The sequence below is a fragment of the Streptococcus sanguinis genome, from assembly GCF_050222175.1.
GTDB classification, from domain to species: Bacteria; Bacillota; Bacilli; order Lactobacillales; family Streptococcaceae; genus Streptococcus; species Streptococcus sanguinis_M.
In genome coordinates this window covers 518,270-536,925 of record NZ_CP071420.1, presented here as the reverse complement: position 1 = coordinate 536,925, position 18,656 = coordinate 518,270, and the positions used below count along the sequence as shown (strand labels likewise).

16 protein-coding genes and 1 other RNA gene are annotated in these 18,656 nt (G+C 44.7%); 1 reads left to right on the top strand and 16 read right to left on the bottom strand.

Annotated elements, in window-relative coordinates; translation table 11 throughout:
* Nucleotides 1-36: 36 nt before the first annotated feature.
* From J1C91_RS02690 to J1C91_RS02630, 13 genes are all read right to left on the bottom strand, one after another.
* Nucleotides 37-399, bottom strand: a complete 363-nt coding sequence (locus J1C91_RS02690; protein WP_002901252.1) for a S1 RNA-binding domain-containing protein — start codon at nucleotides 397-399, stop codon at nucleotides 37-39.
* The gene (locus J1C91_RS02685) at nucleotides 399-1,799 is read right to left on the bottom strand and encodes a bifunctional Cof-type HAD-IIB family hydrolase/peptidylprolyl isomerase (protein ID WP_125439263.1); all 1,401 of its coding nucleotides are present in this window, start codon (nucleotides 1,797-1,799) and stop codon (nucleotides 399-401) included. The genes J1C91_RS02690 and J1C91_RS02685 overlap by 1 nt, the downstream gene beginning before the upstream one ends.
* A 39-nt stretch (nucleotides 1,800-1,838) precedes the next feature.
* A complete protein-coding gene (locus J1C91_RS02680) occupies nucleotides 1,839-2,471 on the bottom strand; it encodes a response regulator transcription factor (protein ID WP_002909007.1) in 633 nt (210 codons plus the stop codon).
* Nucleotides 2,449-3,468, bottom strand: a complete 1,020-nt coding sequence (locus J1C91_RS02675; RefSeq protein ID WP_002909004.1) for a sensor histidine kinase — start codon at nucleotides 3,466-3,468, stop codon at nucleotides 2,449-2,451. Before J1C91_RS02675 ends, J1C91_RS02680 begins: the two co-directional genes overlap by 23 nt.
* Nucleotides 3,465-4,160 carry a cell wall-active antibiotics response protein LiaF gene (liaF, locus tag J1C91_RS02670; protein ID WP_002893496.1) on the bottom strand — a complete coding sequence of 232 codons (696 nt, stop codon included), beginning with the start codon at nucleotides 4,158-4,160 and terminating at the stop codon, nucleotides 3,465-3,467. Before liaF ends, J1C91_RS02675 begins: the two co-directional genes overlap by 4 nt.
* 145 nt (nucleotides 4,161-4,305) lie before the next feature.
* Nucleotides 4,306-6,159, bottom strand: coding sequence for a Stk1 family PASTA domain-containing Ser/Thr kinase (gene pknB, locus J1C91_RS02665; protein WP_002909001.1), 1,854 nt, complete (start codon nucleotides 6,157-6,159; stop codon nucleotides 4,306-4,308).
* Nucleotides 6,156-6,896: a Stp1/IreP family PP2C-type Ser/Thr phosphatase gene (locus tag J1C91_RS02660; protein WP_002893499.1), complete on the bottom strand. Its 741-nt coding sequence runs from the start codon at nucleotides 6,894-6,896 to the stop codon at nucleotides 6,156-6,158. The genes pknB and J1C91_RS02660 overlap by 4 nt, the downstream gene beginning before the upstream one ends.
* A gap of 18 nt (nucleotides 6,897-6,914) precedes the next feature.
* Nucleotides 6,915-8,231: a 16S rRNA (cytosine(967)-C(5))-methyltransferase RsmB gene (gene rsmB, locus J1C91_RS02655; protein ID WP_002908999.1), complete on the bottom strand. Its 1,317-nt coding sequence runs from the start codon at nucleotides 8,229-8,231 to the stop codon at nucleotides 6,915-6,917.
* A complete protein-coding gene (fmt, locus tag J1C91_RS02650) occupies nucleotides 8,221-9,156 on the bottom strand; it encodes a methionyl-tRNA formyltransferase (RefSeq protein WP_002908995.1) in 936 nt (311 codons plus the stop codon). The genes rsmB and fmt overlap by 11 nt, the downstream gene beginning before the upstream one ends.
* A gap of 83 nt (nucleotides 9,157-9,239) precedes the next feature.
* Entirely contained in the window at nucleotides 9,240-11,627 is a 2,388-nt protein-coding gene (locus J1C91_RS02645; protein ID WP_002908992.1) for a primosomal protein N', read from the bottom strand.
* Nucleotides 11,628-11,687: 60 nt separating this feature from the next.
* Nucleotides 11,688-12,002, bottom strand: a complete 315-nt coding sequence (rpoZ, locus tag J1C91_RS02640) for a DNA-directed RNA polymerase subunit omega (RefSeq protein WP_002893503.1) — start codon at nucleotides 12,000-12,002, stop codon at nucleotides 11,688-11,690.
* 25 nt (nucleotides 12,003-12,027) lie between these two features.
* On the bottom strand, nucleotides 12,028-12,660 hold the full coding sequence (gene gmk / locus J1C91_RS02635; RefSeq protein ID WP_002893505.1) for a guanylate kinase: 633 nt from the start codon (nucleotides 12,658-12,660) through the stop codon (nucleotides 12,028-12,030).
* Nucleotides 12,661-12,847: 187 nt separating this feature from the next.
* On the bottom strand, nucleotides 12,848-14,461 hold the full coding sequence (locus J1C91_RS02630; RefSeq protein ID WP_002893506.1) for a ribonuclease Y: 1,614 nt from the start codon (nucleotides 14,459-14,461) through the stop codon (nucleotides 12,848-12,850).
* Nucleotides 14,462-14,826: 365 nt separating this feature from the next.
* On the opposite strand from J1C91_RS02630, the gene J1C91_RS02625 reads away from it, so the two are divergent.
* Nucleotides 14,827-15,309, top strand: a complete 483-nt coding sequence (locus J1C91_RS02625) for an S-ribosylhomocysteine lyase (protein WP_002901276.1) — start codon at nucleotides 14,827-14,829, stop codon at nucleotides 15,307-15,309.
* Between the two features lie 65 nt (nucleotides 15,310-15,374).
* On the opposite strand, the gene J1C91_RS02620 is transcribed toward J1C91_RS02625, so the two are convergent.
* From J1C91_RS02620 to rnpB, 3 genes are all read right to left on the bottom strand, one after another.
* A complete protein-coding gene (locus J1C91_RS02620; RefSeq protein ID WP_002901279.1) occupies nucleotides 15,375-16,832 on the bottom strand; it encodes a cell division site-positioning protein MapZ family protein in 1,458 nt (485 codons plus the stop codon).
* 12 nt (nucleotides 16,833-16,844) lie between these two features.
* A complete protein-coding gene (locus J1C91_RS02615) occupies nucleotides 16,845-17,999 on the bottom strand; it encodes a THUMP domain-containing class I SAM-dependent RNA methyltransferase (RefSeq protein ID WP_002908990.1) in 1,155 nt (384 codons plus the stop codon).
* A 284-nt stretch (nucleotides 18,000-18,283) separates the two neighbouring features.
* Nucleotides 18,284-18,651, bottom strand: an RNA gene (rnpB, locus tag J1C91_RS02610) — RNase P RNA component class B.
* Nucleotides 18,652-18,656: the final 5 nt, after the last annotated feature.

The window sequence follows — 18,656 nt, the reverse complement described above, 5'->3', positions numbered from 1 at the left end:
CAAAATATCCTGTTCTCTTATGGAACAGGATATTTTTTAAACTTTTTCTTCTTTTAAGAATTTTTTTGCCTCTTTGATCCAGATAGGTAGCTGTCTGCCTAAAGGCTCAAAACCAATTTTACAGCGGTCATTTGAAAAGCGGTGGCGTCTAGGGAGGCGGTGCTTTTCTTCTTCTAGGGTCCGCATGGACAGACTGGACTTCCCAGAAAATTCATCATAGTCCACAACCTGTACCAAGACTTGCTGGCCAATCTTTACACTATCATGGATATTTTCAATATAGCCCGGACGAATTTCTGAAATATGAATCAGGCCAATCGTTCCGTTTTCCAGTTCAACAAAAGCTCCATAAGGCTGAATCCCTGTGATTTTGCCTTTTAATTTATCACCGATTTTCATCAGTCTTCAACCTCAATCGTTTCAATCACAACATCTTCCACCGGCTTATCCATAGCCCCCGTCTCAACAGCTGCAATCTTGTCCAAAACGTGGTAGGACGCTTCATCAGCCAGCTGACCAAAGACAGTGTGGCGCCGATCCAAATGCGGTGTTCCTCCCTGACTGGCATAGACTTCAGCGATAGCTTCAGGCCAGCCGCCGCGGCTCAATTCCTTAGCTGAATAAGGAAGATTTTTATTTTGAACAATGAAAAATTGACTGCCGTTAGTATTCGGTCCAGCGTTTGCCATGGAAAGAGCCCCTCGAATATTGTACAATTCTGGTGAAAACTCATCTTCAAATTTCTCACCATAGATAGACTGACCGCCCATACCGGTACCAGTAGGATCACCACCCTGAATCATAAAGTCCTGAATAATGCGGTGGAAAATCACACCGTCATAATATCCATCTTTAGCAAGGGCAATAAAGTTAGCGACTGTTTTTGGTGCCTGTTCTGGAAACAGCTGAACTTTCATGTCACCATGATTAGTCTTGATAGTCGCTTTTGGACCTTCTGCTGCTGCAAGTTCTACTTGTGGAAAATGTAATTCTTTTTCTACCATACCTAACTCCTCTAAGGCGGCAAAGATACCGTCTTCTTCTACTGTTTTTGTAATATAATCTGCTCTTTTTCGCAGTTCTTCATGGGAAACGCCCATGGCAATGCCAATTCCGGCATAGTCAAACAATTCCAGATCATTGAGTCCGTCGCCAAAAACCATGACATTTTCAGGTTTCAAGCCCAGATGCTCGACAACCTTGGAAACTCCGGCTGCCTTGGAACCTTCTGTCGGCACGACATCTGACGAATGAGGATGCCAGCGAACCAAACGCAGATGCTCCGCTAACGCCTCTGGCAACTGCAGGCCATCTCCTCTATCCTCAAAAGTCCAAAGCTGATAAATATCTTTGTCTAAATGAAAGTCTGGATTTACAGGCAAATCTGGATAAACCACATCAATGGCCTCTGAAATCAGAGAATTTCGATTGGACAAGGCTGCTCCATGGCTACCGACCAAACCATAGTCAATCCCTTCCTCCTGAGCCCAAGCAATATAGGATGTCACTCTATCGGACGGGATAACCGTCTGAGAAATCACCTTCCCTTTGCTGTCTTCGACATAAGCTCCATTCAGCGTAACGAAAAAGTCTGGCTGCAAAGCTCTCAGTTCCGGCACGACACCAAACATTCCTCGTCCAGATGCAATACCCGTCAAAATCCCTTTGTCTTTCAACTGCTTGAAAACTGTCTGAATAGAATCTGGGATAAAGCCCGTATCCTTGACTCGCAGGGTATCATCTATATCGAAAAAGACAATTTTTATCTTTTTGGCCTTATACTTTAATTTTGCGTCCATATCTCCCCTTGTCCAATCTTAATCTTTTCTATTATACCATTAAAAGTCTTCTTGTGGGACAAGATGGTGCTGAAAAGCATAAACAACTGCCTGAGTGCGGTCGCTCACTTCTAATTTGGACAGGATATTGGAGACATGAGTCTTAACCGTTTTGAGGGAAATAAAGAGTTCATCCGCAATCCGTTGATTCTCATACCCCTTGGCTAAAAGCCCCAAAATATCACGCTCGCGAGCTGTCAAATCCTCATGGAGCTCAATATGGTTACGATGATACTCCACTTTCTTGCTGACCTCTGTTTCAATGGCAAATTCTCCCTTGGCCACTTTTTTGACAGCACGGAGAATTTCTTCAGCACTGGAAGTCTTGAGCATGTATCCATGAGCGCCTGCATCCAGAACAGGATAAATTTTTTCATTATCCAGATAAGAAGTCAAAATCAGAATCTTTGCTTCCGGCCACTCTTTTAAAATGGCCAGTGTCGCTTCAATCCCATTCATCTCAGGCATGACGATATCCATGATAATCACATCCGGACGATCTGCCAAAGCCTGCTCAACTCCTTCTTTGCCATTGACTGCTTCGGATACTTCTGCTATATCCTCTTGCAGTTCCAGATAACTTTTCAATCCCAATCTGACCATCTGGTGGTCATCCACTAACAATATCTTCATGATCTTCTCCTTCTAGTAAAGGTATCGTGATTTCAATAGAAAGACCTTTTCTGGGGGCTGTCAAAAGCTTAAAGGTACCCGCCATATCCCGTACACGGTCTTCCATATTTTTCAAGCCGTAGCTGAGTTCATCCTGAGCCAGCGGATCAAAACCGACGCCATTATCAGATACCTTGATTTTAAGCTCATTAGGTGCCTGATAGAGGTAAATATCCAGCCGACTGGCCTGGGCATGCCGCAGTGTGTTGTTGATAATTTCCTGCATGATTCTGAAGACATGCTCCTCCATCTGTTTGGGTAGATGCCCAACCTGATGATTGAAGTGAACATCAATGTCGCTTTTATCAGTCAGCTCCTTGATAATCACATCCATACCTTCGACCAGAGTCTTATTTTCCAACTCTGTAGGCCGCAGGTGGAGCAGGAGAATCCGTAAATCCTTCTGGGCTGTGTTCAGAATATCGGCAATCCCCTTGAGCTGCTTTTGCAGTTTTTGTCCATCGAGCCGTTCTACATTTCCAGCCACTCCTGAAAGAATCATATTGGCTGCAAATAATTCCTGACTGACAGTATCGTGCAAATCGCGCGCAATCCGCCGCCGTTCTTTTTCAATAATTTTTTCTTCTGTCTGCAGGGTTTGATTTTCAGACTTTTGGAGATTTTCTGTCAAACGGTGCAATCTCCTCTCAAGCTGATGCAGAGAGCTATCCAGTTCAGGCTGATCTGTCGGCTCCAGCCTCCGTCCATCCAGCAAACGCCGAAGATTTTTTTGCACATGGGCTACCGACAGATATTGGATCAAGCGAGCTGCTATCACAATCAGAATGGTCAGTGATAAACCGATAATCACAACAAAGAAAACAAATGACTGCAACAGCTCCAAATCATTAAAGAGCTCCTGCCAAGTAAAATCAAAAATATTGAAAATATAATGAAAGATGATAAATAAGACAAAGAAAGTATAGAGGAGAATGAGAAAATAATTTGATTTCTTCACTTTCTGACAACCTCCACATTTCCTAAGAAGCTGACGAGGACAATCTTCACTGTCTTATTGGCCCGTTTATAGTCTGGTGTCGTCAGCGAAATAGTTTCATTGCGCAGCTTGCGGGATGGATGATGCAGAAAGTTCAGTTCCCCGTAAAGAGTATTGATTTGCAGCTGAATTTCCACATCCAGCGGCACAATAATCTTGGTATCACCAAAACCTTTTCGAATGACAATGACGTTATCATGGTTGACTAAAATCACGTCTTCCAAATGAATGGTGTCTTTCCCAACAATGCGCAAGAGATTGATGTCGTGGAATTGACAGCTGTCCTTAGAAAAATGCTGCAGGTCCCCCAGCCAGCGATTCTTCTCACTCTGAATTTCTACATCTTCTTCGTAAACGAGATGGGTTTCTTGATTTTCCTTATAGATATAAGGGTAGGCCACAATCATCCCATAAACCAGCGCGAATAAAAGGGCAGCAATGACGTAGGGATTGAGCATAATAATGAAAAACAGCATAATCATGGAAGCGACTAGCAGAAAATTCCCTTTTTGCTTGCCGAAGTAATAATAGAGCAGCAGCAAAAAAAGGACCAAGATAATGACAACTCGTGAAAAATCAGCTGCCAACATGGTAACCAATGCCATGGATAATAAGACTGTTTCAACAAAAACAAATAATTGAACCTTCCACATAGCCGTTTCCTTTCTCTACCTTCCTATTTTAACAAAATTAGGCCAAAAATCCTCCGTCCAAGGCATGAAATGGGGAAATTTGTCCAGCAACAAAGAAAAAACCATCCTTTCAAGCCAGAAAGCTTAAAAGGATGGCCTAGCTTCATCAATGGTCGGAAGAACTAGAGCTACTAGAATGACTTTCATCATCGGACGATGAACTGCTCTTTGAGCTGCTACTAGACGATGAAGATGACGAGCTAGATGACGATGGTGTTGTTGCTTCTGTCACGTAAAGAGTGATTTTTTCATTAGACTTGAGGTCAATTGTCTGACCAGCTGCTGGTGACTGGGAAGTTACCAAGTCTGCCTGAGTAGAAGAGACCGAACGGTCAACAACTCGCTCAATTCGGGAAGAAGAAATTCCCATTTGAATCAAGTAAGAACGTGCATTAGCGTAGGTGTACTGCATGCTACCAAAGTCAGGCATAGACACACTAGTTACTTCTTTGGCCACTGTCAGCTTAATCTTATGATTAGAAGTCAAATCATAGGTCGAACCAGCTGCTGGTGACTGACGAATGACCTGACCTGGCTCGTACTCGTCCGATTCCTCCTCAACAATCTCAATCAATTTCTCAGAAACATTATAGTTTGTTTTCAGATTTTCAACCACGGCTGATTTTGCTTGACCGACATAATCTTCCATTACAAAGGTCTTGGGTCCCTTGGAAATAATCAGGTCAATCTTGCTGCCTTCGCGGCGCTGACTATTGGCCTGTGGATCAGTTTTAATGACTTTGCCAGATTCGACATTGTCGCTGTATTCTTCCTTTTCGTCTCCGACAACCAGCTTCTTAGCTTCGATAGCGGAGCGAGCCTCTGCTACAGTCTGACCAGAAACATCTGGCACGCTGGTATTAGACGGGCTGTTATAGAGAAGGACAACAAAAGCTGCCAAAACCAATAGGACTGCAAAGAAAAGCACCTTGTAACGCGTTCTCAAACGACGTTTCTTTGGAACTTTCTTAACCGTATCAGCTGTCTCTTCCTTAACTTCATCCGATTCCGTTTTAGCTGGAGTTGGCTTAACAGGTGGAACTGCTGGCTGCGGTACAGGTGAGATTTTTGGTAAGGTCTTGGTGTCTGCTTTCGCTACATCATCAAAGACTAATTTCTTTTCATTACGGCGCTCATAGGATAAGCTGCTGGACAAATCAACATACATCTCTGCAACCGACTGATAGCGATCCGTCAGTTTTTTGGCTGTTGCCTTAATGACGACATTTTCCAAGGCCTGAGGCACATTAGGATTTTCAGAAATGATGGATGGCAGCGGCTTTTGGAAATGCTGCAGGGCAATCGTAACGGCACTATCCCCATCATAAGGGATATGACCAGTCAGCATCTCATAAAAAATAATCCCCATCGCATAAATATCACTCTGAACAGTTGCTTTAGAGCCACGTGCCTGCTCAGGCGATAGATAATGAACCGAGCCTAGCATTGAGTTAGTCTGAGTCAGACTTGTCTCCGCAAAGGCCACCGCAATCCCAAAGTCTGTTACCTTGGCATTGCCATCTGGGGTCAAGAGGACATTTTGTGGTTTCAGGTCACGATGGACAATACCGCGTGTATGCGCTAAGCGCATTGCCAGCAAGATTTGTCCCATGATTCTGACTGCTTCTTCATTTGAAATCGGAGAATTCTCTTTGATATAGCGCTTGAGGTCAAGACCTGCCACGTATTCCATAGCCAGATACTGCTGGCCATCTTCTTCCCCAATATCAGTAATCCGAACGATGTGCGGATGGTCCAAGTCAGCCATCGCCTTGGCTTCCCGCTGGAAACGCGCGACAGCGATAGGATCTGTCTGGTAATTGGTCCTAAGAACCTTTACCGCAACTTCCTCACCATCCAAAATCAAGTCCTTGGCCAGATAGACATCTGCCATGCCTCCGCGGCCAATCTGCTTGATGATTTTATATCGCCCGGCAAAGATTTTGCCGATTTGAATCATGCCTTATCCTCCTTGTCAAAGCGAACCAGAGCAACTGTGATGTTATCCAGTCCTCCAGCATTGTTGGCAAAGCGAATTAAGGTTTCTGTTTTTTCAGACAGGCTGATGTCGCTGGTGACAATGTCACAAATTTCACTGTCTGAAATCATATTGGTCAGACCGTCACTGTTAAGCAGGAGGTAGTCACCATCTTCCAAGGTAATCATGCCATAGTCAGGCTGCACTTCGTCTTTTTGACCAATAGACTGGGTAATGATATTCTTCTGCGGATGACGCTCTGCTTCTTCTGGAGTAATCTGTCCAGCTTTCAACAAAGCATTAACAAGCGAGTGGTCATTAGTCAGCTGACGGTATTCATCACCGCGAATCAAGCCGATACGAGAATCGCCGATATGGGCATAAATGGCTTGATTATCAATGATAGCCAAGGCTTCCAAAGTCGTGCCCATGCCCTTGTATTCTTCATCTTGACCAAATTGATGAATGCGCTGATTTTCCTCTTCCAAGTGCTCCGCAAACCATTCACGCACTTGATTCACCGAATCAATCTGTGTATCAACCCAGGCAGCTCCTAAGTCTGTCACAGCCATTTCGCTGGCAATGTTTCCAGCTCTGTGGCCGCCCATACCATCTGCCAAGATGATAAGGGTCTTGCCCGCCCGGTTCACAAAAAGATTGGCATAATCTTGGTTATTTGTACGCTTTTGACCAACATCTGTTAATAATGAAATTTCCATACTGTCAGTTTCCTCCTCTTATTCCGATATCTTCCTAAATTGACTGATAAAAAATCCGTCGCTTTCATATAATTCCGGCGTAATCAAGATACAGCCGTCTTTGACGATATCTTTTCTTTCATGGTCTAATAAGACTTGCTCAAAGTTTGGATGACTGGCCAGAAATTTCTCGACAACCTCAAAATTCTCTTTGGCCATAATCGTGCAAGTACTATAAGCTATTATACCACCTTTACGTAGACTTTGACAAACGCTGTCTAGTATATCCAGCTGAATTTTTTGTAAATTCTCAAAATCTGCATTTTCTTTATTATATTTTATATCCGGTTTGCGGCGAATTAAGCCAATACCAGAGCAAGGAGCGTCCACCAGGATTTTATCGAAAGCATCTGGGCCAAATGTCTCAAACACCTTGGTCGCGTCTAGCTTTTTCGTAGTGATTTTATCAGCCAAGCCCAGTCTTTCTGCATTTTCTTCTACGAGCTCTAACTTATGATCGTAGAGATCTAAGGCTGTAATGTGACCGTTCGTCAGATAGGAAGCCATATGGACAGTCTTGCCCCCCGGTGCACTGCAGGCATCCAGAATCTGCTCCTCTCCTTCGATGTCCAGAGTAGGAGCCACCAGCTGACTAGACTCATCCTGAATCGTAATCGCTCCGCTTTCAAAGAGCTGGTGCCCAGCAAAATGCCCCTGTTTCTTAAACAAGGCTGACGGAGATAAGAGCGAGTCCTCAGCCCCTAAAAGCTGGCGAAGCTCTGCCTTTCGCGACATATCCGTCACTCGAATGCTGGCCTTACTACGAACAAAGAGACTGGCAAAGATAGCTAAAGCTCTTTCTTCGCCATACTCTTCTATCAGGTCTTTGACCAGCCAGACCGGCAGAGAATACTGAATCGAATAGCGCTTGTTTTTGCGCTTGATTGTTTCAAAATCAGCTACACCCTCACGCTCAATCCTACGTAACAAGGCATTGGCAAATTTTTCGCTGCCTCGTTTACGTATTTTCGCAATTTCAACAGCCTCATGAACAACTGCATGCTGAGGGATTTTATCCAGATAGAGCATCTGGTACAGACTGAGCATAAGCAGAATGTAGAGCCAGTTATCCAATTTGTCCCTATCCTCAATCAGATGGGATAAATACCATTCCAGAGTGATTTTCCGAGCAACTGTGCCGTAAACTAGCTCTGTTACCAGACCTTTATCTGCTTGATTCAGCGAGCTTTGACTCAGAGCCCGGTTTAAGGCGATATTGGAATAGGCTCCTTCTTCAAAAACTTCTTCCAAAACTTCTAAGGCCTGCCAACGGGCCGTTTTTTGCTTACTTTCCAAAAGTATCTCCTACGGATAGGCTGCGACCCAGTCCATTCAAAAAATCAACGATAGCCATCTTGGGCTTACCAGCAGGCTGAACTGTCTTCAGCGAGAGAGCTCCCTGTCCAGCTGCGACCACTAGCTCTTTTTTACTAATAGACAATATCTGTCCCGGCTGACCGCTGCCAGCTGCCATATCTGCTTCGTAAATCTTAAAACGTTGCCCTTGCAGCAAGGTATGAGCTACCGGCCAAGGATACATGCCACGAATTTGATTGAAAATTTGTCGGTTTGTTTTGCTCCAGTCTATCCGCTCTTCTTCTGGGCTGATATTCGGAGAGAAAGTGACCTGGCTAGGATCCTGTGGCTGAGGAATAATCTGCCCTGCCCTATAAGCTGGCAGCACATCCAATAACAGATCTCGACCAATAATCGCCAATTTTTCAAAGAGAGTTCCGACATTATCTGTCTCTTCAATCGGCGTCGCCTTGCTGGCTATCATGTCTCCAGCATCCATTTCCTTGACCATTTCCATAATCGTAACACCCGCTTGCTTATCACCATTGATCAGAGCATAGTGAATGGGCGCACCACCTCGGTATTTAGGCAGCAAAGAGGCATGAACATTCACCGCAAAATCAACACTGTCCAGCAAGCGGCTAGGCAAAAACTGTCCAAAAGCAGCTGTGACAATACCATCTGCTTCTAAGTTCATCAGCTCCTCTAAATCCGAGCTTTGAGCCAGTTTTTCCGGTTGATAAACCGGTAGCTTGTATTCCAAGGCCAGCTCTTTTACCGGAGTCATGCGGATCTCTCTTTTACGGCCGACGGCACGGTCCGGCTGCGTTACAACTGCTAACACTTCGTATTGACCGCTATCCAGCAACCCTTTTAGGACAGTCGCTGAGAAGTCCGGTGTTCCCATAAATATTATTTTCATCATTTTAAACTATTGATTCCTTCTTTGTTCCTTCCCTTATTATATCAGAAGTCGCCTACAACAACCTTAATCTCGGCTAAAATGCTTCACATAAAATTTTGTGGCTCATTATCAATTGTCAGGCGTAAATCTTTATTGTCCCGATTTTGTGTCCAGTCCAAGACTTGATTTAGCGTCGCCTGCAGCTTGTCCTCAAAGCGATATTTGAGCAAAATCTGATAATGATAGAGATTGTGGGTGCGGGCAATCGGCTTCGGCGTTGGACCCAGGATTTGAACTTTTTCTGACAGACCGCTTCGCAGAATATCCATAACTTCATAAGCTTTTCGCACTGCTGTCTCTTCATCCTTGTGCGACAGGGTTAGACCGACTGTAAAGTAATAAGGCGGATAGCCTAGCTGCCGGCGGATTCCCATTTCATAAGCATAAAAGCCCTCGTAATCCTGTTGCTTAGCAAACTCAATGGCATAATGATGAGGATTGTAGGACTGGATAAAGACCTGACCAGCCTTTTCAGCCCGACCAGCCCGGCCCGCCACCTGAGTCAGCAGCTGGAAGGTTCGTTCTGAAGAGCGAAAGTCCGGTAGATTAAGAGCAGTATCTGCATTGAGAACACCAACTAGCGTCACGTTTGGAAAATCCAATCCCTTGGCAATCATCTGGGTGCCTAAGAGAATATCTGCCTGCCCCTGACCAAAGCTTTCTAAAATGGCTTCATGACTGCCTTTCTTACGGGTCGTATCTACATCCATCCGCAAAATGCGAGCCTGTGGAAAGAGCTGAATCAACTCATCATAAGCTTTCTGCGTCCCAGTACCATAATAGCGAATGCTGCGGCTGGCACAGTTAGGACAACTCTGAGGAATATTCTTAGTAAAACCACAGTAGTGGCAGTTCATGGTCTTAGTGTCCATATGCAGGGTCAGAGAAATATCACAGTTGGGACAGCTGTCAACGGTCCCACATTCCCGACACATAACAAAGCTGGAATACCCCCGCCTGTTGAGCATGAGAACCGTCTGCTCTCCCTTATCCAGACGATCTTGAATAGCCTCTAGCAGGACTGGGGTGAAATTACTGGCCTCATGCTGCCCGATATAATCCCGAAAATCCACCACTTCCACTTGAGGAATCTGCGCCAGCGGATTTGCACGCTTGCTGAGCAGCTGAAAATCATAGACTCCACGGCTTGCTCGGGCACGGCTCTCCAAGCTCGGAGTTGCCGAACCTAACACTAAGACAGCTTGATTATACTGAGCTCGCAGGAGAGCCACCTCTCTAGCATGATAGCGAGGATTAGAATCCTGCTTGTAGGAGGACTCATGCTCTTCATCAATGATAATGGCTCCAATATTTGTCAAGGGAGCAAAAATAGCTGAACGCGCGCCGACAACGACCTGGGCAGCTCCTCGCTCCACCTTGCGCCACTCATCATATTTCTCACCGTCAGACAGACCTGAATGCAAAATTGCAACTTGGTCGCCAAATCTAGAAATAAAGCGATCTGTAACCTGCGGAGTCAGAGAAATCTCCGGAACCAGCATGATAGCGGTCTTGCCCTGGGCCAGTGCCTCTGCGATGACCTGAAGGTAAACTTCAGTCTTCCCGCTGCCAGTAACCCCTTCTAAGAGAACTGGCTGAGAATGACTCTGACCAATTTTCTGAGTGATTGCCGCAACCGCTGCAGCTTGTTCATCATTTAAGGTCAGACTTTGCTGCTGTCGCTCCTTTTGGAAATAAGCAACAGAACGGCTGATTTCTCTATCCTCAATGCTAATTAGGTTTTCTTTGATAAAGTAATTAATAATATCGCGCGAAAAATTTTCTCGCAAATCTGCCAAGAGCTGGCTATCCTGCTGCTCCAGCAAGACTTCTTTTAATGCTTGTTTTTTCTTGGCTTGTCGGGGAAGGTCATGATTTTGCAGAGCGGTATGATTGACCTGATACCATTTCTCAGTCTTAATATGCTTCTTGTCCGTCGCCTGATACTCCAGCCGAATGCGGCCAGTCTGGGTCAGTCGCATCAGCTTGGCCTGACTTTTCTTGTCCAAATCAGAAAAGCGAAGACTGTCCTCCTGACCAAAGATAGCTGAATGCTCCTCATCATTCAGCAGCTCCGTCGGATAGAGTAGTTTATCATAGCTGGAGTTGAGAAGACTAGGCAGCATGGCCTTTAAAAGGCTAATCTTATAGGAAAAGACTGACTTGCGCAGCTCATCCGCCAGCCAGAGCTGTTCCTGATTCAGCACGGGACTGAAATCAAGGACTTCCGCAATCTCCTTCAGCTCTTCTTGGTCTCCTGTCTCATCAAAACCAACCACAATCCCTTGAATCAGGCGATTTCCCTGCCCAAAAGGAACATGGACCCGCATGCCAGCTGTCAGCATCCCTACAAACTCTTCTGGAATAGCATAGCTATAGGGCTTGTCCGTCTGCATCAGAGGAACATCCACAATAATCTTTGCCACCTTCATATTCTCACCCCACTTTCCTAAACATCATTACAGAAAAAATAAGATTGAGCATCCCCAACCTTAAATCTTCTCACCTTCTTCTTTTTCTTTAGCGATTTGCTCTTTAATCTTGCGTTCTTCTTCTTCTTTACGCAGGCGCTCTTCTTCTGCCCGACGGCGAACTGCCTCACGCTTGCCTTCTGGATCTGGATGGATAACGACATTGCCGGATTCAATTTCTTCCAAAGCACGAAGAGTGGATTTGACAGACTTGAATTCCTGCGTAGCGGGAGCTCCAGCTTCAAGCTCATGAGCGCGCTTAGCTTCTAAAATAACCAAGGAATACTTTGACGGAACCTTGTCCAGCAAAGTGTCAATAGACGGTTTTAACATCATAATTTTCTACCTAATTTCTAACTTTCTATCGAATAATCGTTTCATTTTTTGGAAGCATGTCCTGATAACGGCCGATAACACGGTCTACTCGGAAATGCTCTGCTTCAATCACGCGCTTGACTCGGTCGGCAGCCAGCGGAACCTGATCATTGACAATGGCATAATCATACTCGCGCATGAGGGCAATTTCTTCTTTGGCCTTTTCAATGCGCTGGGCGATAATCTCAGCACTGTCTGTCCCACGGCCGACCAAGCGGTCTTTGAGTTCTTCTAAGTCTGGAGGAGTCAAAAAAATAAAGACGGCATCTGGAACTTTTTTCTTGACTTGCAAAGCTCCCTGAACCTCAATCTCTAAGAAGACATCAATACCTTTATCCAACGTTTCATTGACATAAGTCAGAGGCGTCCCGTAGTAGTTTCCTACATACTCTGCATACTCCAGCATCTGTCCCTGACGAATCAGCTCTTCAAACTCCTCGCGAGTGCGGAAGAAATAGTCAACTCCATCCACTTCACCTGGACGCTGAGGACGAGTCGTCATGGATACCGAGTACTGGAATTGGTTATCAGTGCTTTCAAAAATTTCTCGTCTAACAGTCCCTTTTCCTACACCAGAGGGACCAGAAAAGACGATTAGTAAGCCTCGTTCCGTCATCATGTCTCCTTCACAGTCTTTCTATCTAGTGTAACAAAATTAGGCTGATATTTCAAGAGGATAGGAAGAAATGTATGTGTCTAGAGTTTTGAGAAAATAGAAAAAATAAGCAAGCAATCATACGGAAAACTAAATAGGCCAGCAGAACATTCAAGAAAAAAGCAATCTGTTACCAGACTGCATTTCTTCTTTATTTTGCGTAGTCAACGGCTCGCATCTCACGGATAACTGTTACCTTGATATTGCCTGGATATTCTAAGTTATTTTCGATCTTTTCACGAACATCGTGAGCCAAAATCGTAATCTTGTCATCCTTAATCTTGTCCGGCTGAACCATAATCCGGATTTCACGACCGGCTTGTAAAGCAAAGCTGTTCTTGACACCCTTGAAGCTATTAGCGATTTCTTCCAAATCTTGGAGACGCTTGATATAGCTTTCCAGAGATTCACTGCGGGCACCTGGACGAGCAGCACTGAGAGCGTCTGCTGCAGCTACGATAACGGCAATGACACTTTCCGCTTCCACATCTCCGTGGTGACTGGCAATCGTATTAACAACAACTGGATGCTCCTTGTACTTACGAGCCAGTTCTGTCCCGATTTCCACGTGGCTGCCTTCAACCTCACGGTCGATAGACTTGCCAATATCATGGAGGAATCCAGCACGGCGAGCTAAATTAGCATTTTCACCTAGCTCAGCAGCGATGATACCGGAAAGCTTGGCAACCTCAATAGAATGCCTCAGGACGTTCTGACCATAAGAAGTACGGAACTGCAAGCGACCCATGATTTTCATCAAATCAGGATGCAGGTTAGGAGCTCCGATTTCATAAGCTGCTGCTTCCCCGTACTCACGGATGCGATTGTCAATTTCCAGACGATTCTTCTCAACCAACTCCTCGATGCGGGCTGGATGAATGCGACCATCTTTCAAGAGTGCTTCCATGGTCATACGAGCAATCTCACGTCGAATCGGATCAAAACCTGAGAGAGTAACCACTTCAGGCGTATCATCAATGATGACATCAATACCAGTCAGACTTTCAAAAGTTCGGATATTGCGACCTTCACGGCCAATAATCCGACCCTTCATACTGTCATCTGGCAGATGCACCGTTGAGTTGGTTTGCTCAGCTACATAATCACCGGCAATACGCTGCATGGCTTGGACCAAGATATTCTTCGCAACCTTATCAGACCGCTCTTTGATATCTTGCTCAGCATCCCGAATTCTAGTCGCAATCTCTTTAGAAAGCTTGTCCTCGGTCTGCGTCAAAATAATATCACGCGCTTCTGTCTGCGATAGCGAAGCAACTCGCTCCAGCTCTGCTGCCTTCTGCTTTTCAAGTTCCGCTACTTGTTCTTCACGCGCATCAATGTGTTTAGATTTATCTGAGAGACTTTGTTCTTTTTGCTCCAAAGCCTTTTCTTTGTTGCTTAAATTATCGTCTTTGCGGTCAAGGGTAGAAGCACGCTCTGTCAAGCGGCTTTCGATTTGTTTTAACTCTTGACGTTCAGACTTAAATTCTGCATCAACTTGTTCACGATATTTTCTGGCTTCTTCTTTTGCCTCCAAAAGTGCTTCTTTTTTAAGCGAACTTGTTTCTCGCTTGGCTTCTTTGACAATCAAATCAGCTTCGCGTTCAGCCTGTCCGCGTAAATTGGTTGCTTCTTGTTCAGCATTTAAAAGAGTAAGCTCTGCAGCTTCTTTAGATGATTTCATCTTAGCCGAGACACTTACATATCCAATCACTAAACCAATGATGGCAGCAAAAACAGACATAATTATAGGAAATAGGTCCATGTTTTTACTCCAAATCTATTTAATTGTTGAATTCAAAATTCCATACTATTCTATCACAAATCTAAAAAATTCACAAACCTATTTTTTGAAAATCAAGAAAGCTTTTGTCCATTTTTTAGAGACAAAATCATCAAAGTTTGTAGAAGCCTGAGCACCAAAACTTTTTCAAACCATAAACAAGATTATTCAAACTTTTTATTTTTCTAAAACTTAAACTTTATTCCCAAATAAAAAATTTTTATGCTATAATCAGAGAAAGAAAAGGAGTATATGAGACAGGCTTTTTCTTCGCTAACAAGACAAATCTATGGCTTGATATCACTAGAAAAACCTTCTCGCACTCGCTACATTGTAAAGGAGAAAACATGTCTAAAGAAGTTATCGTTGAAAGCTTTGAGCTGGATCACACCATTGTCAAAGCACCTTATGTCCGCCTTATCGGAGAAGAAACTGGCCCTAAAGGCGACATCATTTCCAATTTTGATATCCGCTTGGTTCAGCCTAACGAAGATTCCATTCCAACTGCCGGCCTGCATACCATCGAGCATTTGCTAGCCATGCTGATTCGCAAGCGCATTGATGGTATGATTGACTGCTCGCCTTTTGGCTGCCGCACCGGTTTTCACATGATTATGTGGGGCCAACACAGTTCTAACCAGATTGCTCAGGTTATCAAATCCTGTCTGGAAGAAATTGCTGAAACAACTAGCTGGGAAGATGTCCCTGGAACAACCATTGAATCCTGCGGAAACTACAAGGATCACAGCCTCTTCTCAGCCAAAGAATGGGCTAAACTTATTCTCAGCCAAGGAATCTCAGATGATGCCTTTGAACGCCATGTGATTTAAAACAATAAAAAGTTCTCGAAATCGAGAACTTTTTTTGTGCATATATAATGAAATTCATCAACAAACTAGAAATCAAGTGAGTCAGCATGACCCGGACCATTTCCGACGAAGTAGCCAGTCTTACAGTTGATACTGAAGAGGTAGGTGCCGTCTGGCTTGAAGAGGTTATAGTAGCCGTTTCCTTTAATAATATTGACGCGTTCCAGGATATAGTTATCACCAGAAATATAACCACGCTCACGAGAAGTTTGCAAAATTTTCTCCAGAACGCCAGGGTTGAATGTCCAAGCTGGATTGTTGACGTCATCAATAGCCGCTTGGTTATAAGGGACTCGACTGAGATCTCTCTGCAGATTTACTCCATTGCTTGGAAGACCATAGCCAGAGTATGAGCTGGAAGCGCCTGAACCAGAAGCAGACGAGCTTGAACCGCCGCTTGTACCCGTACCGGTGCCTCCCTGATCAGTAGCAGGCGCTGGTGTTGGTACTTGTTGACTACGTCCTTGGGCAATTGCTGCCTTTAGAACTTCATCTAACTTAGCATTGCCACTTGATACATCTGAGAAGGTCGCATTTGTATTGGCCTTGGCTTCCTTGTTCAAGACACCGTCAGTGATTGCTCCGCCATCAAACTGCGAATTGACACTTTGGATAGCCGAAATCTGCTTGACCAAGGAATCGTACTTGCTCTTGGCTGCATCATAATCTTTGCTGCCTTTTAGCTTTTCAAGTAAGGTTTTTAATTTTTCCAAGTCGCCGAATTTACTGTTTTTGACAGCTGTCTGATTGCTATCTGTGAAAAATGCAGCATATTCATCATTAAAGGCCTTCAAATTCTTGGCAGTATTATCAGAGCTAGACGAAGACGAGTTCTTTTTGCTGGACTGCGATGTTGAAGAGCTGGAGCTTGTTACGGTCTTGTGCCCCCAATTATGCCCCAGAGCAAAGTAAAGCCCCGTGCCCGCTACAGCAATCCCTAAAAGTCCTAAAACTGGATAAAGGAAAGCTTTTTTCTTGTAGAAAGGTGTCTTAGGAACCTGTAATTCCTTTTCATCAAGCGGTTCTGGAATAGGACCGTAAGATGTCTTTTGAACGGGAGCGGCAGGAACCGCATCTTCCTGCTCTGAGCGTTGACTGCGAGAACCTAAGGGATTTGGAGCTGCTTCTGGCTCACTTGCTGTCTCAGTGGCTGTCAACTGAGCTGCTGGAATCTCCTGCTCACTTTCAACCTCTTGCCGTCTTTCTTTGATGAAGTCGGTCAAATCAGAAGAGGCTTGCTCAGCTTGAGCAGCTTCCTGCTCCTGCAGCTTTCTGATTTTCTGAGTTTCAAATTTTCCAGCTTCGATTTCCTGACGGTGCTGCTTGATGTACTTATCCAGCACATTGTCGCTTTCATTCACACCGGCTTCCAGCTCCTCTTTTTTACGAGTAGCTTGACCGACTGTCATTTCCTTGGCCTCTTCAAAATCAAGGACCGACTCTTTCTTTTCTTCTTCCGGTGAGTAGTTTTCTTCTTTCGTCACGGCAAATCCTTTCTAATCTAACTGACGTTTGACACGCTGGCCAAAATACTGATATAAATCCACTTTTAAAGTACCATTATAAAGTTTGCGTTTTTTATCGGCCTGACTGCCATATTTGCTTTCAAAAGCTTCATCGCTAGTCAGGATAAACTTGCTCCAGGTTTTGAGCGGAGCAAAAGTTTCTCCCATCTCCTGATAAAGACGAGTCACAGTCTCATCATCTAGGAGGCGCTCCCCATACGGCGGATTAGAGATAATCACACCATTAATCTTATCTGTATGCAAATCCTGCAGACGCATCTGCTTGAAGTGAATCTGCTCTGCAACTCCTGCTTGCTCAGCGTTTTTTCGAGCTAGTTCTACCATACGGCCATCAATATCCGATCCAGAAATATCCAGCTGGATGGTCTGATCAATCTGACTGAGTGCAGTCGAGCGAGCCTGGGCTACCAGGTCTTTATCCACCCAATTCCAGTCTTCAAATGCAAAGGAACGATGGAGTCCCGGCGCCATCTTCATCCCAATCATGGCTGCCTCGATACAAAAAGTACCAGAGCCACAAGTCGGGTCAATCAAAGGCTTATCTGGATACCAATTTGATAGAAGTAAAATAGCTGCTGCCATATTTTCCTTGATCGGTGCACCGCCCTTATCTGCCCGATAGCCACGTTTGAAGAGGCTAGATCCTGTCGTATCAATCATGACTGTCACAACATCCTTTAAGATAGAAACCTCTATCCTAAACTCAGCTCCATTTTCCTGCAGGGGCACCCCTTCGGGACGTGCATAATGCTTCTGCAGCTTCTTGACAACTGCCTTTTTAGAAATAGCCTGAACGCTAGGCTCATTGTGAAGTTTTGACTTGACGCATTTGGCCTTGGCAATAGGAAATTTAGCTCCCAGAGGTAGATAATTCTCCCAATCCAGAGCAAAAACTCCCTGAAAGAGCTCTTCAAAAGTCTTAGCTGGAAAACTGCCAACTACAATCTTAATCCGATTGGCCGCGCGCAGCCAGAGATTGGTTTGAATAATGGTACTGACATCACCCTCGAAGCGAACTCGGCCATTTTCGACCTGACAATCAAGTCCCAGCTCTCTGATTTCACGGCCGACGACAGCTTCTAGCCCTGCCGCTGCGGTCGCAATTAAATTAAATTTTTCTTTCATCTCGGCTTTTAAATGGATTCCAATCTATACAAACAAAGGGAGTGAGACAAAAATCGTGATTTCGTCACATCGATTTTCCTCACTCTCCCTTTTTAAATTTTGGGCTGAGAAGGTTTCGCTGCCATTTATCAATTAGCTCATTCCTTGAAATGTCCATCAGACAAATGAAGCAACAGCTAGTTGAACTTGGCAGAGAATAGAGCGCTCAGCCACTCTCTTGCTATTCTATTATAAAATTTAAAGAGGACAGGACTTGCCGTCCCAGCCTCAGCCTATATGCAATTTTCTGTAAGCCATGTTTTGTTCCGGAAATGACTAGGTACCATTTCCTTCGATAATCATCTGTCTACTGTTTCCAGTCAGAGTGCTATGTTCGCTTCCACGCACTCCATGCCCCGACCAAAGTTTGGGTTGCTAGCTTGAGGGGTTTACCGCGTTCCACTTCTTCTGTTTCCAGAAGAACTACGTCACTGTGGCACTTTCAGACCTAATCAGACATATCCAAAGACTTAGCCCTTTCAGTCGCCGTAACGGAAAAATCCGTCCCTAGGCTTATTTCTTCGCCTAGCACAAACACTACCGGCATCACAGCCAGTGCTAGCATGGACTTTCCTCATGAAAATCTAAAATTTCCACGCGATTATCCAAAAATTGCAC